Annotated in this window: 20 protein-coding genes; 16 read left to right on the top strand and 4 right to left on the bottom strand. The window is 33.1% G+C overall.

The window, feature by feature from the left end; translation table 11 throughout:
• Positions 1 to 17 precede the first annotated feature (17 nt).
• The 7 genes from FLAK523_RS05780 to FLAK523_RS05750 all read left to right on the top strand — a co-directional run bounded on the left by FLAK523_RS05780 (position 18) and on the right by FLAK523_RS05750 (position 5,810).
• Entirely contained in the window at positions 18 to 986 is a 969-nt protein-coding gene (locus FLAK523_RS05780) for an electron transfer flavoprotein subunit alpha/FixB family protein (RefSeq protein ID WP_248907500.1), read from the top strand.
• Between the two features lie 162 nt (positions 987 to 1,148).
• A complete protein-coding gene (locus tag FLAK523_RS05775; protein WP_248907498.1) occupies positions 1,149 to 1,778 on the top strand; it encodes a bifunctional nuclease family protein in 630 nt (209 codons plus the stop codon).
• Positions 1,779 to 1,905: 127 nt separating this feature from the next.
• The gene (locus FLAK523_RS05770) at positions 1,906 to 2,730 is read left to right on the top strand and encodes a thymidylate synthase (RefSeq protein ID WP_248907495.1); all 825 of its coding nucleotides are present in this window, start codon (positions 1,906 to 1,908) and stop codon (positions 2,728 to 2,730) included.
• A 222-nt stretch (positions 2,731 to 2,952) separates the two neighbouring features.
• Complete coding sequence (locus FLAK523_RS05765; protein WP_248907493.1) at positions 2,953 to 3,294, top strand: 2TM domain-containing protein; 342 nt, start codon at positions 2,953 to 2,955, stop codon at positions 3,292 to 3,294.
• Between the two features lie 2 nt (positions 3,295 to 3,296).
• On the top strand, positions 3,297 to 3,779 hold the full coding sequence (locus FLAK523_RS05760) for a dihydrofolate reductase (protein ID WP_248907491.1): 483 nt from the start codon (positions 3,297 to 3,299) through the stop codon (positions 3,777 to 3,779).
• Positions 3,780 to 4,350: 571 nt separating this feature from the next.
• Positions 4,351 to 5,082 carry a bifunctional demethylmenaquinone methyltransferase/2-methoxy-6-polyprenyl-1,4-benzoquinol methylase UbiE gene (gene ubiE, locus FLAK523_RS05755; RefSeq protein WP_248907489.1) on the top strand — a complete coding sequence of 244 codons (732 nt, stop codon included), beginning with the start codon at positions 4,351 to 4,353 and terminating at the stop codon, positions 5,080 to 5,082.
• A 23-nt stretch (positions 5,083 to 5,105) separates the two neighbouring features.
• Positions 5,106 to 5,810, top strand: coding sequence for a porin family protein (locus FLAK523_RS05750; protein WP_248907487.1), 705 nt, complete (start codon positions 5,106 to 5,108; stop codon positions 5,808 to 5,810).
• A gap of 60 nt (positions 5,811 to 5,870) precedes the next feature.
• Here the strand turns inward: FLAK523_RS05750 and FLAK523_RS05745 are convergent, their stop codons facing one another.
• Complete coding sequence (locus tag FLAK523_RS05745) at positions 5,871 to 6,596, bottom strand: RNA methyltransferase (protein WP_248907485.1); 726 nt, start codon at positions 6,594 to 6,596, stop codon at positions 5,871 to 5,873.
• 36 nt (positions 6,597 to 6,632) lie between these two features.
• On the opposite strand from FLAK523_RS05745, the gene FLAK523_RS05740 reads away from it, so the two are divergent.
• The 3 genes from FLAK523_RS05740 (at position 6,633) to accD (ending at position 11,313) form a co-directional block, all read left to right on the top strand.
• Positions 6,633 to 9,194: a BamA/TamA family outer membrane protein gene (locus tag FLAK523_RS05740; RefSeq protein ID WP_248907483.1), complete on the top strand. Its 2,562-nt coding sequence runs from the start codon at positions 6,633 to 6,635 to the stop codon at positions 9,192 to 9,194.
• 73 nt (positions 9,195 to 9,267) lie between these two features.
• Positions 9,268 to 10,335, top strand: coding sequence for a class II fructose-bisphosphate aldolase (fbaA, locus tag FLAK523_RS05735; RefSeq protein WP_248907481.1), 1,068 nt, complete (start codon positions 9,268 to 9,270; stop codon positions 10,333 to 10,335).
• Between the two features lie 123 nt (positions 10,336 to 10,458).
• Positions 10,459 to 11,313, top strand: coding sequence for an acetyl-CoA carboxylase, carboxyltransferase subunit beta (accD, locus tag FLAK523_RS05730; RefSeq protein ID WP_248907479.1), 855 nt, complete (start codon positions 10,459 to 10,461; stop codon positions 11,311 to 11,313).
• A 183-nt stretch (positions 11,314 to 11,496) separates the two neighbouring features.
• Here accD and FLAK523_RS05725 read toward each other — a convergent pair whose 3' ends face one another.
• Positions 11,497 to 12,747 (bottom strand): ABC transporter permease, encoded by a 1,251-nt coding sequence (locus FLAK523_RS05725; RefSeq protein WP_248907477.1) that lies wholly within the window; start codon positions 12,745 to 12,747, stop codon positions 11,497 to 11,499.
• Between the two features lie 197 nt (positions 12,748 to 12,944).
• Between FLAK523_RS05725 and purH the strand changes: the two genes are divergently transcribed.
• From purH to rodA, 6 genes are all read left to right on the top strand, one after another.
• Positions 12,945 to 14,471: a bifunctional phosphoribosylaminoimidazolecarboxamide formyltransferase/IMP cyclohydrolase gene (purH, locus tag FLAK523_RS05720; RefSeq protein ID WP_248907475.1), complete on the top strand. Its 1,527-nt coding sequence runs from the start codon at positions 12,945 to 12,947 to the stop codon at positions 14,469 to 14,471.
• A 54-nt stretch (positions 14,472 to 14,525) separates the two neighbouring features.
• Positions 14,526 to 15,554: a rod shape-determining protein gene (locus tag FLAK523_RS05715; RefSeq protein WP_248907473.1), complete on the top strand. Its 1,029-nt coding sequence runs from the start codon at positions 14,526 to 14,528 to the stop codon at positions 15,552 to 15,554.
• A 103-nt stretch (positions 15,555 to 15,657) separates the two neighbouring features.
• The gene (gene mreC / locus FLAK523_RS05710) at positions 15,658 to 16,482 is read left to right on the top strand and encodes a rod shape-determining protein MreC (protein WP_248907471.1); all 825 of its coding nucleotides are present in this window, start codon (positions 15,658 to 15,660) and stop codon (positions 16,480 to 16,482) included.
• Entirely contained in the window at positions 16,475 to 16,981 is a 507-nt protein-coding gene (locus FLAK523_RS05705) for a rod shape-determining protein MreD (protein WP_248907470.1), read from the top strand. Before mreC ends, FLAK523_RS05705 begins: the two co-directional genes overlap by 8 nt.
• Positions 16,982 to 16,983: 2 nt before the next feature.
• Positions 16,984 to 18,909, top strand: a complete 1,926-nt coding sequence (mrdA, locus tag FLAK523_RS05700; RefSeq protein WP_248907468.1) for a penicillin-binding protein 2 — start codon at positions 16,984 to 16,986, stop codon at positions 18,907 to 18,909.
• Positions 18,910 to 18,924: 15 nt separating this feature from the next.
• Positions 18,925 to 20,160 carry a rod shape-determining protein RodA gene (gene rodA, locus FLAK523_RS05695; protein ID WP_248907466.1) on the top strand — a complete coding sequence of 412 codons (1,236 nt, stop codon included), beginning with the start codon at positions 18,925 to 18,927 and terminating at the stop codon, positions 20,158 to 20,160.
• Between the two features lie 23 nt (positions 20,161 to 20,183).
• Here the strand turns inward: rodA and FLAK523_RS05690 are convergent, their stop codons facing one another.
• Both FLAK523_RS05690 and FLAK523_RS05685 read right to left on the bottom strand, forming a co-directional pair.
• A complete protein-coding gene (locus tag FLAK523_RS05690) occupies positions 20,184 to 21,017 on the bottom strand; it encodes a DNA/RNA non-specific endonuclease (protein ID WP_248907464.1) in 834 nt (277 codons plus the stop codon).
• A gap of 127 nt (positions 21,018 to 21,144) precedes the next feature.
• The gene (locus FLAK523_RS05685) at positions 21,145 to 23,394 is read right to left on the bottom strand and encodes a carboxy terminal-processing peptidase (protein WP_248907462.1); all 2,250 of its coding nucleotides are present in this window, start codon (positions 23,392 to 23,394) and stop codon (positions 21,145 to 21,147) included.
• Positions 23,395 to 23,529 lie beyond the last annotated feature (135 nt).

The following is a 23,529-nucleotide window of genomic DNA, read 5'->3' as shown; positions in this document are numbered from 1 at the left end:
CTTTAAACAAAAAAATTATGTCAATATTAATATATGCAGAATACGCAGAAGGAAAATTCAAAAAAGTAGCTTTTGAATTAGCTTCATACGCAAAAAAAGTAGCCGAATCATTAGGGACAACAGTTACAGCCGTAACCGTTAATGCTGGAGATGTATCGGAATTATCAAAATACGGAGTAGACAAAGTATTAAAAGTAAACAATGATAAGTTAACTGGATTTACAGCTAAAGCTTATGCAGATGTTATCAAACAAGCTGCTCAAAAAGAAAACGCTAAACTGGTTTTACTTTCTTCAACTACAGACAGTATTTATCTTTCTTCACTTGTGGCTGTAGCTCTAGAAGCTGGTTTTGCTTCAAATGTGGTTGGATTACCTGTAAGCACATCGCCTTTTCAAGTAAAAAGAAACGCTTTCTCAAACAAAGCTTTCAATTTTACTGAAATATCAACTGATGTAAAAGTATTAGGTCTTGCTAAAAACTCTTACGGGATTTTCGAAAACACATCTTCACTAACTGAAGAAAACTTTAACCCAACAATTGGAGACAATGATTTTGGTGTAAAAGTAGAGTCAGTAGAAAAAGTGTCTGGAAAAGTATCTATTGCTGATGCAGATATAGTTGTATCAGCGGGTCGTGGAATGAAAGGACCGGAAAACTGGGGAATGATAGAAGAATTGGCATCTGTACTTGGTGCAGCGACAGCTTGTTCTAAACCAGTATCTGATCTTGGATGGAGACCTCACGGAGAACACGTAGGACAAACAGGAAAGCCAGTAGCTACAAATTTATATATCGCTATCGGAATTTCTGGAGCGATACAACATATTGCAGGAATCAACTCTTCTAAGGTAAAAGTAGTTATCAACAGTGACCCAGAAGCTCCTTTCTTTAAAGTTGCTGATTATGGAATTGTAGGTGATGCATTTGAAATTCTACCTAAATTAATTGAAAAATTCAAAGCGTTTAAATTACAACAATCATAAAATTGTAATTCTACCTAACAAATAGCTGCCTAAAATGAAGATAATCGTATCTTTGCTTTTAGGCAGTTTTTTTGTACCGTATATTAGGGTTAAAATTGCAGCTATATTTAGAATAATAAAACAAACTAAAATAAGTACTATGTACTTTTCATTTCTTTAATTATGAGCTTAGTTAAATTATCCATAAAAGGAATTTCATACAGTCAAACTCAAAACGGAGCTTATGCCCTAATTTTGAATGAGGTTGATGGCGAAAGAAAACTACCCATTGTCATAGGTGCATTCGAAGCGCAATCAATAGCGATCGCTTTAGAAAAAGAAATTAAACCTCCGCGCCCATTGACTCATGATTTATTCAAAAATTTCGCTGAGCGTTTTGACATTGTTGTAAAACAAGTTATCATACACAAATTAGTAGATGGCGTTTTTTATTCCAGCATTATTTGCGAAAGAGACAAAATTGAAGAAATCATAGACGCCAGAACTTCAGACGCTATTGCTTTAGCATTGCGGTTTAACGCTCCTATATTTACTTATAAAAACATATTGGACAAAGCGGGTATTTATCTAAAGACAAATCCACAAGAAACCGATAGCGACACTCAGGATTTAGATGACGTCTTATCTAATCCAGAGACATTTGGGCTAGAAGAAGAGCGTAGTGAGTCAGATCGCCCATATTTAAAAAACAGTTTGCAAGAACTAAACGAATTGCTTTCACAGGCTGTTGAACACGAAGATTATGAAAAGGCTGTAAAAATAAGGGACGAAATCTCAAAAAGAGAATCCTAAATCAGAGGATAGCCTTGCCTTTAGTCCTATTATCTAATTTATGCTTTTTTAGTTACAAAAGTTGGATTATAAAAATAGTAAATCAATCTAAAACTTCGTAATCTGAACTTTAAATTTCAAACACAACATGAAACAATACCATGATCTAGTACAACACGTTATGGAAAACGGTTGTCAAAAAGGAGACCGGACAGGAACAGGAACAAAAAGCGTTTTTGGTTATCAGATGCGTTTTGATTTAAGTGAAGGATTCCCAATGGTTACCACTAAAAAACTTCATCTTAAGTCTATTATCTACGAATTACTGTGGTTCCTAAAGGGAGATACAAACATCGAATACCTTCAAAAAAACGGTGTTAAAATCTGGGATTCTTGGGCTGATGAAAACGGAAATTTAGGGCCTGTTTACGGACACCAATGGCGCAACTGGAATAGTGAGGAAATCGATCAGATTGCTGACTTAATTACAGAGTTGAAAACAAACCCAAACAGTCGCAGAATGCTTGTTTCCGCTTGGAATCCTTCTGTTCTTCCTGATACAACCAAATCTTTTGATGAAAATGTAGCCAATAACAAGGCAGCATTACCACCTTGCCATGCTTTCTTTCAGTTTTATGTAGCCGATGGAAAATTATCTTGTCAACTTTATCAACGTAGCGCCGACATCTTTTTGGGAGTGCCCTTTAATATTGCATCTTATGCACTGCTTACAATGATGATTGCTCAAGTATGTGGTTTTGAAGCTGGAGAATTCATACATACTTTTGGTGATGCTCACATATACAACAATCATTTTGAACAACTCGAACTACAGCTTTCGAGAGAGCCCAAACCATTACCTAAAATGATTCTTAATCCAGAGATAAAAAATATTTTTGATTTTGATTTTGAAGATTTCACACTCGAAAACTACGAACCACATGCCGGAATAAAAGGCAGTGTGGCTGTTTAATAAATATTCAAACGGTGTTATTAGAAAATAAATTCTAATAACACCGTTTTCATTTCATCTTAATTCTACACGATTAAACTACCGTATAAAAAACGTTCTCTTTACAAGTAATCAGTACCTTTTGTCAATTCAAACAAAAGAAAAATTTCCACATTAAATAAATATGTAGTTGAATAACAGTTTTCCAAATTATATTTTATCTTTATAACAAAATTTTAACTTATGGAAAGAGAAATACACGAACAATACGAATACGCAAGAAGACGTTTAAAGCAAAAAAAGAGACTTTATTATCATTTTGTGTTATTACTTATAGGGAGTATATTTTTATATGTGTCCTCAAAAATTTTCGAAACTGATCTTAATCCAAACTGGTACATATGGGCAATTACGATTTGGGTTTTTCTATTTGTACTTCACTTTATAAAAGTATTCATTACAGACCGATTTATGAATAAAAACTGGGAAAGAGAACAAATCGACAGGCTTGTGGGCTTACAACAAAAAAAACTAGTCGAATTACAAAGTGAAATCGAAGAAGACACTACTAAACAAGCTTTATAAATATGATTATAATGATTGCGGCAGCAGCAGAGAACAATGCTCTGGGAAAAAACAATGAATTAGTGTGGCATCTACCTAATGATTTTAAAAGATTCAAATCTCTAACATCTGGTCATCACATAATTATGGGAAGAAAAACTTTTGAAAGTTTTCCAAAACCATTACCTAACAGAACACATATTGTTATAAGCCGCCAAGAAAACTACAAACCCGAAGGCTGTATCGTTGTTAGCACTATTGAGGAAGCTCTTGCTGTCTGTCCCGAAAACGACACTTCCTTTATTATTGGCGGAGGGGAAATTTATAATTTGGCTTTACCTTATACAGATAAAATAGAACTCACAAGAGTACATCATAGTTTTGAGGCTGATGCCTTTTTTCCTGAAATAGATATAGACAAATGGGTCTTAATAGAATCCGTACTTCATAAAAAAGACGACAAACACAATTACGATTACAGTTATCTAACATACATCCTAAAATAAAAAAACATCCCGATAAAGGGATGTTTTTTATTTAAACAATGATAGGGAAAAACGTCTTACTCTTGAAACATGATTTGAAAGCTTAACACAAAAATCACAAACGTTAACAAAACTCCAGATATGAAGATTATAACATTTGAAAGTTTCTGTGAGTACAACTCAAAGAAGCCTTTAATACCAAATACCACGAAGGTACTAAAGACAAAGAAAATTAAAATTTCCAAAAACAGATTTAACCCTAAGAACGTATGTTGCGCAATAAATACATGACCGTTTTCCCAAACAGTACTATCAAAACAAAAGACAAGAACAAGTGATATTGTGAGCGCAACGAGCAACCACTTGATTTGAGACATTGTTTCCCTATTTATCATTGTAAAAATTAATATTGTTTTTAATTATGTAAAAATCGCAATAAATAAACAATGCCGCAATACCCACTTTTAGTGATATTTGAAAAAATAATAATTCCCTTTTTCACTCAAAATAAAAGTACATTTCTTAATAGATATATTTTAAAACTAGAATACAGTTCAAAATAGTTTGTGTTATATTTGTAAAAACTAATCCAATGTCAAAAAACGTTACCCCTTATAAAAATTCAGTCTTAGGTAAAAAAGAGCAAGTTGCTAAAATGTTTGATACCATTTCAGGAAATTATGACAATCTAAACCGTGTTATATCTTTTGGAATCGATGTGAAATGGCGTAAGAAAGTGTTAAATATAGTATCTAATACAAATCCTAAATCCATATTAGATATCGCGACTGGTACTGGTGATCTTGCCATATTGATGTCACAAACAAAAGCGGAGAAAATAATAGGTTTAGACATTTCGATAGGTATGCTTGAAGTAGGCAAGAAAAAAATTGCCGCTAAAAACTTATCAAACACGATCGAAATGATATTGGGTGATTCAGAAAATATGTCTTTTGATGACAATTCATTTGATGCCATAACGGTTGCTTTTGGAGTTCGTAACTTTGAAAACTTAGAGAAAGGTTTGACAGAAATCCTAAGGGTGCTAAAGCCCGGAGGAATCTTTGTAATTCTAGAAACTTCTATCCCAGAAAAAACACCTTATAAACAAGGGTATAACTTTTACAGCAAAAATATTTTACCAATCATCGGAAAATTATTCTCAAAAGATGATGTAGCCTATGGATATTTGTCTGAATCAGCGGCTGCATTTCCATATGGAGAAGCTTTAAACAATATTTTAAGAAAAACTGGGTTTATAGATGTTGTAGCCTTGCCACAAACATTTGGCGTTGCTACAATTTATTCTGCATCAAAAAAATAATCCTGAATAGTTTCAGCATAAACATGAAAAAAATAGCCGTTTTAATTTTATTTGTTTTCTCAATAAAAGGGAATGCTCAATCTTCTAATGGAATATTTAGTAAAGATCCAATCGTAAATCTTGAAAATTTTCAGCAACAACGAATTTATTTCGGATTTTACTTAGGATTCAATTCTTATGATTTTAAATTTGACTATAACGAAGTTACCTCAGATGTTCAAGTAAAAAAATCAACTGGATTCAATGTAGGAATGATTGGTGATTTAAAATTACAAGAGCATATTAATTTGCGTTTTGAACCAGGACTTTACTATACAAAGAGAGATTTGTATTACCCTGGGTTTAGCAGAAAAATAGATGCTTTAAGAGAAGTAAATAGCACTTATATCCATTTGCCTCTACTATTAAAATTCTCGTCGCTTAGAACAGGAAATATTCGACCTTATCTTGTAGGGGGAACCTCTGCCACATTGAACTTGTCTAGCAATTCAAAATCTAAAGATGACAATGCGGAACAAAAATTCAGAGTAAAACCTTGGACTCTTAATTATGAAATAGGCTTTGGTATAGATGTTTTTTCAGAATATTTTATTTTCTCCCCTTCTATAAGAGGAGTATTTGGCCTTTCAGATGAGTTAATTAGAGACAACGACCCTAATAGTCCTTGGACTGGAAATATAGAATCCCTGAAAACTAGAGCTATTTTTATAAACTTCTCATTTCATTAGAAAACAGTGATAGGGGTTCAGTTAATTAGGATTAAGTCCTGATAACTGAAATACTGACCTCTACCCCCTTTTAAACTCACTAAGAATTATTGCAGTTGCAGTAGCCACATTCAGGCTTTCTGTTTTTTGTAAATCACCAAAACGAGGTATTGACAATCTATTATTTATCAAATTTTCTAATTCCTTTGATATTCCATTAGCTTCATTCCCCATAACGATTACTCCTTCTTGTGGCAATGTCGTTTTGTAAATATTCACTCCATCCATAAAAGTGCCAAAAACCGCTAACTGAGTATTAGAAACAAATGCATTTAAATCAATATAAGACACATTGACCCTTGATATAGAACCCATAGTCGCTTGTACCACTTTTGGATTATAAATATCAACTGTTTCTTTTGAACATAACACCTGTTTAACACCAAACCAATCACAAAGCCTTAATATTGTCCCCATATTCCCTGGATCCCGAATCGAATCAAGAGCAATAATCAAACCTGAATCAACAATATCCCTCTCAGCTGGAATCTTGAATACCGCTAAACAAGTATTAGGCGTCGCCAAAGCACTGATTTTTTTTAAATCATCCTCATACAACAAGGTTTTTTTTGAACTTGTAATTTCATCAAAATCATTTTGCGTGGTATACAAATGCTCCAACTCGAAATTGGATTGTAACAATTCCTGAATTACCTTTATACCCTCGGCAATAAATAATTGATTTGCAATTCGGTATTTTTTTTGTTGTAAACTAGATATTAGTTTTATTTGGTTTTTACTAACCATAAAAAAATGTACTTTTGAATTAAATATTTTAGAAACTTGAAAAAAATTTCCACAAAAATATCATTATTTATTCTAATAGGAATAATTATATCTGCCTGTAACGCTGAAAAAAGAGTTTCAGAGGGAAAACAGCTGCTTATTAAAAATAATATTGAAGCAAATGGTAAAAAAGTAAAGGACGAAAACGCAGTTAACCAACTGTATCAAAAACCCAACAGTAAACTTCTAGGGTACCGTTTGAGACTGAATCTATATAATTTAGCAAATCTAAACCCGGATTCTACTTACCAAGCTAAATTCACTAACAATCCCGGGAAATACGAAAGAAAATCAAAATGGTTATCCGCTAAACAAGTTGACCGTCTTGGAAAATCGTTCTGGTATAAAGGAATTCACGATTTTCTAAAAAAAACTGGGGAAGCTCCAGTTATTGTAGACAAATCGAAAACAGACAAATCAGCTTTGCGCCTGAAGTATTATTATTTCAACAAAGGATATTTCGATGTAAACACAGACTACAAGATAGATTCGATAAGCCCAAAAAGAGCAAAAGTAAATTACACTCTAACAACAGGAAATCCTTATTTATTGGATTCAATAGGAAGTTCCATTTCAACTCCTATTCTAGACTCCCTTTACGATAGAAATAAATCTAAAACATTAATAAAATCAGGTAACCAATACAAAACTTCCGATTTTGAAGATGAAAAAAACCGTATTACCACTATTTTCAGGAATAATGGGATATATTATTTCCAGCCAACCTATGTAAACTTTAACATAGACACCATAAACAAAGTAAATCAAGCAAATGTAAACTTGATTATTAACGACTACTCCTATCAAGACAAAGATTCTACTTTAACAGAACATTTCAAGCAGTACAAAATTAGTGATGTAAACATTTACACTGACTATTCTCCAAATAGCAGTAATCTAAAAATAACAGACAGTACTACTTATAAAAATTTTAATTTATACAGTCATGAAAAATTAAAATACAAGCCCTTTGCAATTACTGATGCCATATTTATAACAAAAGGCAGCTTGTTTGCAGATAACAAAACGGTATTAACATCCCGTTATCTGAACAACTTGAAAATCTTTAATTATCCAAGTATTCAATATGAAGTAGATAGAAGGGATAGCACCCTTACTTCATTAATTGCAAAAATATATCTGACACCTCGTAAAAAATATAGTTTTGGTGCTGCATTGGATTTAACCCATTCCAATATTCAGGATTTCGGAGTATCTGTGAATCTTTCGGAAACAGTTAGGAATATCTTTAAAGGTGCCGAAACATTAGAAATTGCAGGGCGTTTCAATGTAGGCTCTTCAAAAGATTTGGCAAACCCTAAAAATCAGCTTTTGAATGTTCTCGAGTTTGGAGTTGATGTTAAACTAAATTTTCCAAGAATATCCTTCCCTTTCCCCACAGAGAAAATCATTCCTAAAAGCATGATCCCTTCTACAATTATGTCCGTTGGTTTTGCAAAACAACGTAACATAGGTTTAGACAAAGGAAACTTTACTGGTTTATTCTCTTATAATTGGACTCCAAAGAAAAACAATACGGCTCGTTTTGACTTGTTTAATGCGCAATATGTAAAAAATCTAAATCCAGATAATTATTTTAATGTATACGGTTCTTCATATAAAGCACTAAATGAATTAGCGCAAAATCCAGCAAATGGAGCAGATCAATCGTATTTTAATCTCGATAAAAATTTAATTATCCAAGACGGAACAACTGGATTCACTAATGATGTTTTGTCTTTAAAAACACCGTTAACTGAAACAGATGCTAATTTCAAAACAATAAAAAGTATTGAAGAAAGAAGAATCAGACTTACAGATAATGATTTTATTTTAGCCACTAGTTTTACATTTTCAAAAACTACTAAAAATGATTTACAAGACAATAATTTTTATCTCTTTAAAACTAAAATCGAATCTGCTGGAACCCTTTTATCTTTAATCACAAACGCAACTAATCAAAAAACCAACTTAAAAGGGAATCATGAAATATTAAATTTAGAATATTCAGAATACCTGAAAACCGAATTTGAATATATCAAACACTGGGATTTGACAAAAGAAAAAGTTTTTGCTGTACGATCCTTCTTTGGAATTGCGGTGCCTTTTGGAAACTCAGATGACATCCCTTTTTCTCGAAGTTATTTTTCTGGAGGATCTAATGACAATAGAGCTTGGCAGCCCTATAGCTTAGGCCCTGGAAGTAGCGGAGCAACAAATGATTTTAACGAAGCCAATATGAAAATTGCGATAAGCGGTGAATATCGATTTAAAATTCAGGGGATTATTAATGGAGCACTATTTGCAGATGCCGGTAACATCTGGAATGTATTTGATAATGTAGAAGATGAAAAATCAACTTTTACTGGATTAAAAAGCCTGAATGACATAGCGTTAGGAACAGGATTTGGACTTCGATTTGATTTAAGTTTTTTTGTCATCCGATTTGATTTAGGATTCAAAACCTACAATCCTGCTAATCAAAATGGAGAAAAATGGTTTAAAGATTACAATTTTGGACATTCAGTTTTAAATTTTGGAATAAATTATCCGTTCTAATACTATTTAATTCCTATTTTTGCAATCTAAAACTAAAACTAAAAACTAATACAAATTACCTAAAAAAATGACGATGGCACACAAAATAAAACCGGGAGTAGCGACAGGAGATCAAGTTCAGGAAATTTTCAGATATGCAAAAGAAAAAGGCTTTGCTCTACCTGCTATTAACGTATCGGGGTCAAGTACAGTAAATGGGGTACTTGAAACTGCAGCAAAATTAAATGCTCCAGTTATTATCCAATTTTCAAATGGAGGAGCACAATTTAACGCTGGAAAAGGACTTTCTAACGTTAATGAAAAAGCTGGAATTGCCGGTGCAATTGCTGGTGCATTACACGTTCATACATTGGCAGAAGCATACGGAGCTACTGTAATATTACATACTGACCACTGCGCTAAGAAATTATTACCATGGATTGATGGTTTATTAGATGCTTCTGAAAAATATTTTGCTGAAACTGGAAAACCTTTATACAGCTCACATATGATTGACTTATCTGAAGAGCCAATCGAAGAAAACATCGAAATCTGTAAAACTTATTTAGCTCGAATGAGCAAAATGGGAATGACATTGGAAATTGAACTTGGAATCACAGGTGGTGAAGAAGATGGTGTTGACAACACTGATGTTGACAGCTCTAAATTATACACTCAACCAGAAGAAGTAGCCTACGCATACGAAGAATTATCTAAAATAAGCCCACGTTTTACAATTGCAGCCGCTTTTGGAAACGTTCATGGAGTTTACAAACCGGGTAACGTAAAACTGACTCCTAAAATTCTTAAAAATTCTCAGGAATTTGTAGAAAAGAAATTCAACACAGGTTCAAACCCAGTTGACTTTGTATTCCACGGTGGATCAGGATCTACTGTAGAAGAAATCAGAGAAGCTATTGGTTATGGTGTTATAAAAATGAACATTGACACTGACCTGCAATTTGCCTTTACAGAAGGGACACGTGATTATATCATCGAAAATATTGACTATTTAAAAACTCAGATTGGAAACCCTAAAGGTGACGATATTCCTAACAAGAAATATTACGATCCTAGAAAATGGTTACGTGAAGGAGAACTTACTTATAACAAAAGATTAGAGCAGGCATTTACTGACCTGAACAATGTGAATACACTTTAAAAAAGTGTTCAGCATTCAGTTTTTTAGTGTTCAGTTCTCAAAGAACTTATTATTGAACACTAAAACTGATTACTGAAAACCGGACACTGAAAACTTGATTACTGAACACTGAATACTAGAAAAATGGCTTGGTTTAAAAGAAAAGAAAAAGGAATTACGACTGCTACTGAAGACAAAATGGACGTCCCAAAAGGACTTTGGTACAAATCTCCTACAGGGAAAATTATTGATGCAGATGAACTGGAACGCAACTTATTCGTAAGTCCAGAAGATGGTTTCCACGTAAGAATTGGTAGTGCTACCTATTTTGAAATTTTATTTGACAACAATGAATTTGTTGAATTGGATAAAAACCTGACATCAAAAGACCCTTTGAACTTTGTAGATACAAAGAAATATGCGGACCGTCTAAAAGATGTTATGTCAAAAACCAAACTGAATGACGCAGTTCGTACTGGTGTTGGAAAATCTAAAGGAAAAGACTTAGTAATTTGCTGTATGGATTTTGCCTTTATCGGTGGATCTATGGGTGCAGTTGTAGGTGAAAAAATAGCAAGAGGAATTAACCACTCTATCAAAAACAAAATTCCATTTGTGATGATTTCAAAATCAGGTGGAGCTAGAATGATGGAAGCGGCTTATTCATTAATGCAGTTAGCAAAAACATCTGTAAAGCTTGCCCAACTTTCTGAAGCAAAGATCCCTTACATTTCATTATGTACGGACCCAACTACAGGAGGAACAACAGCATCTTACGCTATGCTTGGAGACATCAACATTGGTGAACCTGGAGCATTGATTGGATTTGCAGGCCCTCGAGTTGTAAAAGACACCACCGGTAAAGATTTACCAGAAGGTTTCCAGACTGCCGAATTTCTATTAGAACACGGTTTCTTAGACTTTATCACGCCAAGAAAAGTATTGAAAGACAAGATCAACTTGTATATCGATTTGATTCAAAACAACGATATTAGATAAATGAAAAATCCCGAGCAATCGGGATTTTTTTTTACAACTAACTGAAAATAAATAAAAACCAAAACTTGTGTTTTTATTTAGAGTCCCTTTTTAATCTATTATAAACAAGAAAAAAAACACATCCATAAATGAATATGAATGCGTTTTACTATTATTTTTTTGACTTATTTTCAGTATCTAATCTTACATCCCTGTTCGGATTGCCTCTACGGGATCCAGTTTCGAAGCCGTAATGGCGGGAAGGATTCCGGAGATTAACCCTATCAAAGCAGCCAGTCCCGTTCCCAGAAGAATATTACCCATACCTAGAACAAATTCAAAGTCTAATGCATTGGTCAGTATCACAGAGATTATCCAAACTAAAAATAACCCAATTACCCCGCCGAATACTGAAAGTATAATAGCTTCAAAAAGAAACTGAAACAAAATAAATCGGTTTTTTGCACCCAATGATTTTTGAATTCCAATCAAATTCGTGCGTTCCTTGACTGAAACAAACATGATATTGGCTATTCCAAATCCGCCTACTAATAAGGAGAACCCACTTATTATCCAACCCACAAAATTCATCTGCCCTAAAATACCGTCAATAAAATCAGTAACCCCTGAAAAAACATTAACAAAGAAATTATCAATTTCCCCTGCTTTCAAACCACGGGAAGCCCTTAATTTTTGGGACACTTCAGCTTTATAGGCATCCATATCTATTCCTTTTTTAGGTTTTAAAATAATTACAGGAGTCATCGCATCGTTGTTATCTCCGTACATTTTTCGAAGAAAATTAACCGGAAGATAAACCGATGTGTCGTCGCTATCGCCAAACAAGCCGGCTCCTTGCTTTTTCAATACACCGATTACAGTAAATCGCTGACCATACAGACGGATGTTTTTACCCAAAGACTCGCTTTCTCCAAAAAGGCTTTTGGCAATTTCATAACCCAAAACAATTACTGCCGTTCCAGAATTAGATTCGGACTCATTATAAAATCTTCCTTTTTCGAAATCAAGACCTTGAATGTCAATAAACTCATAAGAAACAGGAACAACATTTACATCACTCACCACATTAGATTCAAACTTTAAACTTTCAGGTCTCACAAAAAACTGATATCCTACCTGTTCTGTATTGCTTAGAGAATTCTTCAAATAAGTATATTCATCATATTTCACGTCCGGAAACTGCTCTCTTTTCCATCGCGGAATATCAGTGGGACCAAATGGAAAGCGCATCAGATAAATAGTGTTTTTATCTAAACTGCTTAAATCCTTAGTGATTTTTCTGTCTAATGAATCTACGGCAGCAAGCACGGCAATAATCGAAAAGATACCAATGGTAACACCCAACAAAGAAAGCAATGTTCTCAACTTATTACTTCGTAACGCATTCAGTGCGAAGGAAAAACTCTCTTTCAATAAACGTAAATAAACTATCATAATCTCATTATTTCTGTTAAAGTAAAATTCTATAAATTGCATTCAAAAACCTAATAAAACACAGATTCATTACAACCAACACTAATTAATTGCCTTTGAATACAAATAAGTGTATTATTTCCAAAATTATCTCATTTTCAAATAGACAATTTTCACTTTAATAAACTATTTTTGCACTTTATAACTATAACTACGTAATGAACACAACTAAAAAAATTCAATCTGCATTAATTTCAGTATTTTCGAAAGAAGGTCTTGAACCAATTGTAAGACTACTAAACAGTCAAAATGTTACACTTTATTCTACAGGAGGAACTGAAGATTTTATAAAAAATTTAGGAATCCCCGTAGTTCCAGTTGAAGACGTGACTTCTTACCCATCAATTTTAGGAGGAAGAGTAAAGACTTTACACCCAAAAATTTTTGGAGGAATCTTAAATCGTCAAGATAACGAAAGTGACGTACAGCAAATGCAAGAGTTCAACATCCCACAAATTGACTTGGTGATTGTTGACTTATACCCATTCGAAAAAACAGTTGCTTCAGGAGCAAGTGAGTCTGATATTATTGAAAAAATAGATATTGGAGGAATTTCTTTAATTCGTGCTGCTGCAAAAAACTTTAAGGATACAGTAATTGTTGCATCTGTTGATCAATACAGCACGCTTTTAGATTTGATTACAAATCAAGATGGCGCTACAACATTGGAAAACAGAAAATTATTAGCTACAAAAGCTTTTCACGTTTCTTCACATTACGACACAGCTATCTTTAATTATTTCAACACAGATGAAACAATTTATAAAGAAAGTATTGAAAACGGACAAATATTAAGATACGGGGAAAACCCACATCAAAAAGGATTTTTCTTTGGAGATTTTGACGCAATTTTCAGTAAACTTCACGGAAAAGAACTTTCATACAACAATTTACTAGATGTAGATGCTGCGGTAACTTTGATAAGTGAATTCAAAAACGACGGACCTACATTTGCTATTTTAAAACACAACAACGCCTGCGGACTTGCTACTAGAAAAACAATTAGCGAGGCATACAACGTGGCTTTGGCTTGTGATCCTACATCAGCATTTGGAGGTGTATTAATCGCAAACACAAAAATAGATGTTGCTACTGCAACTGAAATCAATAAATTATTTTGTGAAGTTGTTATAGCTCCAGAATATGATACTGAAGCAATTGCAATCTTACAAGAAAAGAAAAACCGCATCATTTTAGTACAAAATGAAGTCGCTTTACCTCAAAGACAAGTTCGTACTTGCCTTAACGGCTTATTAGTTCAAGATAAAAACAACATCACAGACAATAAAGAAGACTTAAGAACCGTTACCCTAACAGCTCCTACTGAACAAGAAATAAATGATTTGATTTTCGCGTCTAAAATATGCAAAAACACAAAATCAAATACAATTGTTTTTGCTAAGAACGGTACACTTATTTCATCTGGAACAGGACAAACTTCTAGAGTTGACGCTTTAATGCAAGCAGTTGAAAAAGCAAAAAACTTTAAATTTGATTTAACAGGAGCCGTAATGGCAAGTGATGCTTTTTTCCCTTTCCCAGATTGCGTAGCTCTTGCAAAAGAAGCAGGAATTACAGCAGTTATTCAACCAGGAGGGTCAATTAAAGATGAATTAAGCATAGATTATTGCAATGAAAATAAACTTGCAATGGTATTTACAGGAACGCGTCATTTTAAGCATTAATTTGATTAACTTTGTACGCTATTAAATTTTAACTTTTAAACCCCTAAAAGACTTATGGGATTTTTTGATTTCATGACCGAGGATATTGCGATAGACCTTGGAACCGCAAACACTTTAATCATTCACAATGATAAAGTAGTTATTGACAGTCCTTCAATTGTTGCCAGAGACAGAATCTCCGGTAAAATCATTGCTGTTGGAAAAGAAGCCAACATGATGCAGGGAAAAACACATGAAAACATTAAGACAATAAGACCCTTGAAAGATGGTGTAATTGCCGACTTTGATGCTTCAGAAAAAATGATCAGTATGTTTATTAAAAGCATACCGGCATTGAAAAAAAGAATGTTTACACCTGCTTTAAGAATGGTTGTATGTATTCCTTCAGGAATTACTGAGGTTGAAATGAGAGCAGTAAAAGAATCATGTGAAAGAGTAAATGGTAAAGAAGTTTACCTAATACACGAACCTATGGCAGCAGCTATTGGTATTGGTATTGATATTATGCAACCAAAAGGAAACATGATTGTTGATATTGGTGGTGGTACAACTGAAATTGCAGTTATTGCTTTAGGTGGAATTGTGTGTGACAAATCAGTAAAAATTGCTGGAGATGTTTTCACAAATGATATTGTTTACTACATGCGTACTCAACACAACCTTTTTGTTGGAGAAAGTACAGCTGAAAAAATAAAAATCCAAATTGGTGCCGCTATAGAAGATTTAGAAACTCCTCCTGAAGACATGTCAGTTCAAGGTAGAGATTTACTTACCGGTAAACCAAAACAAGTAGAAGTATCTTATAGAGAAATTGCTAAAGCATTAGACAAATCTATCCAAAGAATTGAAGATGCTGTAATGGAAACTTTATCTCAAACTCCTCCTGAGTTAGCAGCAGATATCTACAACACGGGTATTTACCTTGCAGGTGGTGGATCTATGTTAAGAGGTTTAGACAAAAGAATTTCTCAAAAAACAGACTTACCAGTTTACATCGCCGAAGATCCATTAAGAGCTGTAGTTCGAGGTACTGGAATGGCGCTTAAAAACATCAGTAAATTTAAAAGTATCTTAATTAAATAAATCAGTAGGACTGTGAGTTCTTAGGAATTGCCAGTCCTATAAATTATTTAATTATAAAAAAAGTAAAATAAGCATATCCTGAAACAAAATAACCAAACAAGAAATGCAGCAAATATTTAATTTTATATACAAAAACAGTAGTAGACTACTGTTTTTGCTATTAATAAGCATTTCGTTATTGCTCACAATACAGTCGCACTCATTTCACAGAAGTAAAGTAATCAGTTCTGCTAATTTTTTAAGTGGCGGAGTTTACGAAAGGGTAAATGCTATCAATGAGTACCTGAATCTTAAAACAGAAAACGATGCGCTTGCAGTTGAAAATGCAAGATTAAAAAGTATGTTGTTTAACTCTAAAGATAGTATTGCAATTACACAATTTGAAAAAGACAAAGCTAAACTACCCAATGATATCGTAGTGGCTAAAGTAATTCGCAATTCCTATAATGTCCATGAAAACTATTTAACACTGAATTCAGGATCGTTAAAAGGCATCAAATCTGATATGGGAGTGATAAACAACCTTGGTATTGTAGGGATTATAGACAACACATCATTGAGATATTCCACTGTGGTAAGTGTTTTGAACACCAAGTCACAAATCAATGCTAAAATCAAAAAATCAAACCATTTTGGTTCACTGAATTGGAATGGAAAAAGCACTGGATTTGTTCAGCTTATAGATGTTCCTAGACTTGCTTCTGTCAGAAAAGGAGACACAATTGTGACTGGAGGGCAATCAGTTATTTTTCCAGAAAACATTAACATTGGAACCATCCATAAAATATACATTGACAATAAAACCAATTACTACACACTTGATATAAAATTATTTAATGACATGACTAATTTAGGCCATGTCTATATCATAAAAAGTAAAGATCGTGATGAAATTAATAAATTAGAAAAAGGGAATAAAGATGAATAGCACTTTGTTAGTCAATATTTTTCGGTTCATCTTATTGTTAGCCGTTCAAATTATTATTTTCAACAATATGAACTTTATGGGGTTCTTATTACCCTTCCCATATATATTGTTTATCATATTATATCCAGTAAACGGAAATAAATCCGGTCTTTTATTGGCAAGCTTTTTGCTTGGTATTGTTATGGATCTATTTTCTAATTCAGGAGGAACACACACAACAGCTTGTTTAGTTCTTGCCTATTTTAGACCATATATCTTTAAATTTTCATTTGGTTTGAGTTATGAATACCAAACTATTAAAATAGTTGATTCATTAACACCTGAACGATTTTCGTTCATATTATTATCAGTTATAATACATCATTTTACATTATTCATACTTGAAGCATTTCAATTTAGCTTCATTTTAGATATATTAATTCGTACATTATTAAGTACGGTATTTACAATAATAAGCTGTATAATTATAATTTACCTTATCAAGCCTAACAAAAGATAGAGATGAGAAAACTTTTGCTGCCTTCCTTAATCATTGTTGCAGCTACCTTGCTTGTAATACGCATATTTTATTTGCAGGTTATTAATGACACCTTCAAATTAAAATCAGAAAACAATGCAATCAAAATAAAATACGACTACCCTGAAAGAGGTTATATTTTTGACCGATATGGAAAGCTAATGGTTTCTAATCAGGCATCTTATGATATAATGGTTATCCCAAGAGATTTAAAAGCCATCGACACCCTTGAGTTATGTGAATTACTAAACATTACAAAAGAGGATTATATAGAGAAAATAGCTAAAGCGAAAGTTTATAGTCCTCGTTTACCATCTGTTTTTTTACCGCAACTAAACAAAAGTGAATTTGCCGCATTCCAGGAAAAAATACGAAAATTTGAAGGTTTCTATTTTCAAAAACGTTCTTTACGTGATTATGAAGTAGATTATGGCGCTAATATTTTTGGGTTTATCACCCAAGTTAATGAAAAACTTATTGAGAAAAACCCATATTATAACAGTGGAGACTTAATAGGAAGACAAGGTGTTGAAGAGAGTTACGAAGAGATTTTACGCGGAATTAAAGGTGTAAAATACATTCAAAAAGACAAATTCAACAGAGAAATAGGTTCTTATAAAGACGGGAAATACGATACTATTGCAGTACAAGGAGAAGACATCTACTTAACTATTAATGCCGAACTTCAAAAATATGGAGAACAGCTTATGATAAATAAAAGAGGTGGTATTGTAGCTATCGAACCTCAAACAGGCGAAATATTAGCACTTGTTACCGCTCCCTCGTACGACCCTTCAATACTTGTAGGGAGACAACGATCAAAAAACTATACCTTATTGTATCGCGATTCAATTGCAAAGCCACTTTATGATAGAGGGCTACTTGCTGAATACCCGCCTGGTTCCCCGTTTAAAATATTAACTGGATTAATAGGATTACAAGAAGGGGTAATTGACGAACAAACATCATTTATGTGTCACCATGGTTTTAGTTATGCTAGAGGACGTTTTATGAAATGCCACGGTTTTGGACCTCATAGTTTGAATAATGGTATTTATAATTCTTGCAACACTTATTTCGCAACAGTTTATATGCGAACTATCAATAAATATGTGAAACCAGCTTACGCAGTAGATGTATGGAGCAACCACGTTAAAAGTTTTGGACTTGGCGATTTTATGGGTTACGATTTACCAACAGGGAAAAGAGGAAATGTACCAGATTCTAAAACATACAAACGAATTTATCCAAACGGAGGATGGCGAAGCACTACAATTGTGTCAAATTCTATTGGACAAGGAGAAGTGTTAATGACGCCTATTCAATTAGCCAATATGATGGCTACCGTAGCCAATGAAGGTCACTATTTCACTCCTCACATCATTAAAAAAATTAAAGGAGGTAAAATAGACCCTAAATTCTCGGAAAAACACGAGACTACCATTGACAAGAAATATTTCAAGCCAATGATTAGAGGATTATTTGATGTCTATAATCACGGGACAGCAAGAGGTTTAAATGTTCCCGGAATTGATATCTGTGGAAAAACAGGTACAGCTGAAAACTTTGCCAAAATAGGCGGAAAAAGAGTTCAATTAAAAGACCACTCTATTTTTGTCGCTTTTGCACCAAAGGATAACCCAAAGATAGCGATAGCCATTCTAGTAGAAAACGGAGGATATGGGGCCACGATAGCGGGACCAATTGCCAGTTTAATGATAGAAAAGCACTTAAGAAAAACAATCACGCGAGTTGATTTAGAAAAAAGAATATTAAATACAAGTTTAAGAGATCGCTATGCAATTCTAGGAGGAATGAAAGAAGCTAACGCAATTGAAACAACTCCAAAAGATAGTTTGTCTAAGAAAAAAAACTTAGCTGTAAAAATTGACACAACAAAAACAAATTAAAAGACATTCATTTAAATGAAAAACCAAAGTGTAAAGAAAAATCTTGACTGGACTTGTGTCATTATCTATAGTCTATTAGTGATAATGGGGTGGCTTAACATCTATTCCTCCTCCTTTTCTTCAATAGAGAACACTTATCAAAAACAGTTGATATTCATTTTATTGACCATTCCTTTAATATTTATCGTTCTTGCGGTAGATGGTAAATTTTACGAAAAATACGCAACTATCATTTTCGGAATCTCATTATTGTCACTGGCTGGGTTATTTATATTTGGAAAAACCATTGCCGGACAAAGATGTTGGTATGGATTTGGAAGTTTCACTCTTCAGCCATCGGAATTTGCAAAAGCAGCTACCGCTTTGGCTTTAGCCAAATACCTCAGTGATACACAGATTAATTTAAAAGATGTTAACCGACAGATACAGGCGCTTGCTATTGTGTTATTACCTGTAATGCTTATTTTACCACAACCGGATCCAGGGAGCGCATTGATTTACAGTACATTTATTATTGTATTATATCGCGAAGGTCTTCCGGCTTGGTATGTATGGACGGGCTTTTCGGCAATCCTTCTTTTTGTATTAACGCTAGTTTTAGAACCTCAATATGTAATACTCTTAGCACTACTTGTTATTCTTATCGTTCATTTGAAATCAAGATTAGCTGATAGAAACATAGTGGGAAGCAGTATGGTTTTTGTTCTTATATCCGGATTTGTTTTGTCAGTAAATTATGTTTTTGAAAATATTTTCAAGCAACATCACAGGGATCGTTTCAATATCCTTTTAGGTAAAACAGTAGATTTAAAAGGTATCGGTTACAACACAAATCAATCTGAAATCGCAATAGGTTCTGGTGGATGGATAGGTAAAGGTTTTCTAGAAGGAACACAAACTAAAGGTGGTTTTGTACCTGAGCAACATACGGATTACATATTCACAACTGTAGGTGAAGAATGGGGATTCGCAGGTTCTCTAGTAGTCGTAGCACTGTTTGTAAGCTTACTTTTAAGAATTATTTATCTTTCGGAAAGACAAAAAACCAAATTCAGCAGGGTTTACGGGTATTGTGTAGCTGGAATATTATTTGTCCACTTTTTTGTAAACATAGCTATGGTTGTTGGTATATTCCCAACAATTGGAGTGCCATTGCCTTTCTTTTCTTACGGAGGATCAGGATTATGGGGATTTACGATTTTATTGTTTATTTTCCTTAAAATGGATGCCAATAAAGTAAATGAGTGGTAATCAAATAATGCTGATAAACTTAATTAATTAAAAAGCCACAAATTATAACTTACGTTTTTTTCTAAACTATCTTCAAGCTTATCCTCTAATTTAGGAAAGAAGTCTATTCCTGTTAGCTTTTCGATACTATCAACGGATACTACAAAAGAATACAAAGGCTTTTCGCTTTTTTTGTTAGGCATTAAAAACGCTATCATTTTATACTTACCATTGGAATTATCCAAAAGTATTTTATAAAAGTAATCAGGCACTGTAACTTTCTCTTTACCTATAGATTTTAAACTCCCTTTCAAGACACCTCCGGTAATAACATATACGCCATCATACATTGAGGCCCAATATCGCGTTTTTTGCTCTAAGCGATTCCAAACGCCTCCGTTGAATCCTCTATCTTGAGGAGAAATATTAGAGGTGTAGAACGTTTCATTATAAGCATTTTTATCAAATTCCATATCGGCGGCAGGACATAAGTGTCCTTTATCGTAACCGGAATTTTTATAATTCCTCCAATCAGCGGAACCCGTGGTAACTTTTGGGTCATCAATAAAATAGGGTCTTTTGAAATTATTATTTACTATATAATTCGCTTTTAATTCATAGCCAACCCATTCAGGCTGTTCGTCTTTTTCACTATAAGATAGCGTGTAATATTTATGATTTATAATCTGGTTTGTCGTTGATGTAGGTAAATAATCAAAAGTAATATTATGTGCTACTTGCTCATTTGGATAACTATAAGAAACTGAAGTAGAATCGGACGTAAATATTTCATTCGAATTGCTGTCTTTTTTACAAGAACTTATAAATACCATTCCTATAAAAGAAATAGAAAATACAATGATTTTTGAACACTTCATTTTACAAATTTTATTTAATGATAATTATGTAAATGCCATCAATGCAACTACATTTTTTATTTTATAAAAAAAACGCTCCAAAAAATCTGGAGCGTTTTAACTATTCTTGGAATATTATAGAATCAAACTATGATTTTACTAATTTGTCTTTCTTAACTTTTACATTCATACTATTGTTTAATGAACCTTTAGTCTGTAAATCGTCTAACACGTTAAGAGCTTCTTCAACATAGATGTCTTTAGCTAAACCTTCGTGCCATCTATCTCTTTTTTCTTTTAAAACCCCGTCCTGTTTCATCTGTTCTACTTCATAAGGTAATGATGAAAATTTCAAATTATTCTTATATTCTAAAATAGGTTTGTATTTCTTTGCTTTCTCTTCAATTGAATTTTGAGCTAATTTAAATTTTTCCATATTTAAACTATAAGTATTTTCTTTGCTTCTACTATCAATCCATTTGGCGTTCTCTTCTATTAATTGAAAATGTGCGTTTTGAGCTATTCTAGTTTTACTATTTGAAATAGCTTGATTGAAATTATTATTTTTCCAAACTGTATATTCAGCTGCATCAATTTTATCCCAAGGCATTGCATTTTCAACATCACGTTCCCCCATTTTCAAATAAGCATATCTGTCCGGCATTACAACATCACTGCTCACTCCTTCCAGTTGAGTTGATCCTCCATTTATTCTATAAAATTTTTGAGTAGTAGTTTTTAAAGCGCCAAAATCACCCATTTCAGTATTACGAACAAATTGATTTAAATCAATCACATTTTGAACGGTACCTTTTCCATAGGTTTGTTTACTTCCTATAATTACCCCTCTTTTATAATCTTGTATGGCGGCTGCTAATATTTCTGAAGCTGAAGCTGAGAAACTATTGACCATAATTACCAATGGTCCATCCCACTCTATTTTTTTGTCTCTATCATATAAAACTTCTTTTTTTCGTCCCGCTGATTTTATTTGCACAATAGGTCCTTGTTCTATAAACAAGCCTGCAATATCAACAACAGTAGATAAAGAACCTCCACCATCATCTCTTACATCTAATACAATTCCATTTACTTGAGCTTCTTTAAGCCTTTCAACTTCTTTAGCAATATCCTTACCTGCATCCCTACCGTCTTTGTTTTCAAAATTGATATAAAATTTAGGCAAATAAATAACCCCATACTTTAGTCCGTTTTTCTCAACAATACTTGACTTTGCATATGTTTCTTCGATTTCTACAATGTCTCTAATTATAGAAATTACTGCAATCGTACCATCTACTTTTTTAACAGTAAGACGAACTTCAGTTCCTTTTGGTCCCTTTATTTTTTTAACTACATCATCAAGACGCATTCCAACAATATCAACAGGCACATCATTCCCTTGAGCAACTTTCATAACTAAATCACCCGCTTCCAGTTTTTTACCTCTCCAAGCAGGACCACCTGAAATAAGTTCAGAAATTTCAGTGTAATCATTTTTCTTTTGAAGACGCGCTCCAATACCTTCTAATGTACCACTCATACTCACGTCAAAACGTTCTTTCTCATCAGGGGCTAAATAATTAGTGTGTGGGTCAAAACGAGCAGTTATAGAATTAATGTAAACAGAAAACCAGTCGTCCTTGTCTAAATCATTCATGAAACCAAAATAATCATCCAAGGATTTCTGTGCTGTAACACGAATTTCTTTTTCAATTTCCTCGAATGTTTTAACCGTAGTGTCCCCTTTTTTATTTTTCGCCAAATCTTTTTCTACAACAACTTTCACATCTGATTTTGTTCCAGATAATGAGTCATTCACAATTCCTTTAGCTATGTTTTCTTGTGCTTTAAGACGATCCGTCAAAGAAGAAAGTGCAGACAATTTAATTTGTTTACGCCATCTTTCTGTCAGTTCAGCTAAATTTTTAGAGTAAGGTGCTTTTTCATAATCTGTATCGAAACTTTCGTCTACATTATAATCAAAAGGAACACTTAAAATTCCTTTATAAATCTTTTTACTTTCTTCCATTCTTTTCATCAAACGTTCATAAGTAAGATTAAAAAAAGACAAGTCTTTATGATTCAACTGGTCGTCTAATTCCGTTTCATATTTTGAAAACTCTTTAATGTCTGACTGCAAAAAGAAACGCTTAGAAGGATCTAAGGCTTCAATATAATCTTTGTAAACTCCTTTAGAAAAAGCATCATCAATCAAAGCAGGACTATAATGTCCCTTTTCAATAACAAATGTCAGTATTTCCAACAGTAATTTATCTTTTTCTGGATCAGATTCTTTTTTCGAATTTATATTAAAAGCAAATAACGTAATCGAAACTAAAACAACTGATAGAAGTATTTTAATATGTTTTTTCATAAAGCTAAGTATGGTATTCATCTATTTTTAAACTAAGTTACTGTAAAAATAATGCCAACATTTATAAGGTCTGCATAATTTTTTGTTAAAGATATAAAATGTTTTTTGTTTTGTCTTTAATGATTCATTTTGAATAATTTTGTTTTCTTTGCTATT

Origin of the sequence: Flavobacterium sp. K5-23 (assembly GCF_023278045.1) — a bacterium.
Lineage (GTDB): Bacteria > Bacteroidota > Bacteroidia > Flavobacteriales > Flavobacteriaceae > Flavobacterium.
This window is presented reverse-complemented; position numbering and strand designations above follow the sequence as displayed.

Coding starts and splice junctions, on each gene's coding strand:
- FLAK523_RS05745 (WP_248907485.1), bottom strand. CDS start 6,596: ATGGTTAGTAAAAACCAAATAAAACTAATATCTAGTTTACAACAAAAA.
- FLAK523_RS05775 (WP_248907498.1), top strand. CDS start 1,149: ATGAGCTTAGTTAAATTATCCATAAAAGGAATTTCATACAGTCAAACT.
- FLAK523_RS05770 (WP_248907495.1), top strand. CDS start 1,906: ATGAAACAATACCATGATCTAGTACAACACGTTATGGAAAACGGTTGT.
- FLAK523_RS05725 (WP_248907477.1), bottom strand. CDS start 12,747: ATGATAGTTTATTTACGTTTATTGAAAGAGAGTTTTTCCTTCGCACTG.
- fbaA (WP_248907481.1), top strand. CDS start 9,268: ATGGCACACAAAATAAAACCGGGAGTAGCGACAGGAGATCAAGTTCAG.
- FLAK523_RS05750 (WP_248907487.1), top strand. CDS start 5,106: ATGAAAAAAATAGCCGTTTTAATTTTATTTGTTTTCTCAATAAAAGGG.
- FLAK523_RS05705 (WP_248907470.1), top strand. CDS start 16,475: ATGAATAGCACTTTGTTAGTCAATATTTTTCGGTTCATCTTATTGTTA.
- mrdA (WP_248907468.1), top strand. CDS start 16,984: ATGAGAAAACTTTTGCTGCCTTCCTTAATCATTGTTGCAGCTACCTTG.
- purH (WP_248907475.1), top strand. CDS start 12,945: ATGAACACAACTAAAAAAATTCAATCTGCATTAATTTCAGTATTTTCG.
- FLAK523_RS05690 (WP_248907464.1), bottom strand. CDS start 21,017: ATGAAGTGTTCAAAAATCATTGTATTTTCTATTTCTTTTATAGGAATG.
- accD (WP_248907479.1), top strand. CDS start 10,459: ATGGCTTGGTTTAAAAGAAAAGAAAAAGGAATTACGACTGCTACTGAA.
- FLAK523_RS05780 (WP_248907500.1), top strand. CDS start 18: ATGTCAATATTAATATATGCAGAATACGCAGAAGGAAAATTCAAAAAA.
- FLAK523_RS05765 (WP_248907493.1), top strand. CDS start 2,953: ATGGAAAGAGAAATACACGAACAATACGAATACGCAAGAAGACGTTTA.
- mreC (WP_248907471.1), top strand. CDS start 15,658: ATGCAGCAAATATTTAATTTTATATACAAAAACAGTAGTAGACTACTG.
- FLAK523_RS05685 (WP_248907462.1), bottom strand. CDS start 23,394: ATGAATACCATACTTAGCTTTATGAAAAAACATATTAAAATACTTCTA.
- FLAK523_RS05760 (WP_248907491.1), top strand. CDS start 3,297: ATGATTATAATGATTGCGGCAGCAGCAGAGAACAATGCTCTGGGAAAA.
- FLAK523_RS05715 (WP_248907473.1), top strand. CDS start 14,526: ATGGGATTTTTTGATTTCATGACCGAGGATATTGCGATAGACCTTGGA.
- ubiE (WP_248907489.1), top strand. CDS start 4,351: ATGTCAAAAAACGTTACCCCTTATAAAAATTCAGTCTTAGGTAAAAAA.
- rodA (WP_248907466.1), top strand. CDS start 18,925: ATGAAAAACCAAAGTGTAAAGAAAAATCTTGACTGGACTTGTGTCATT.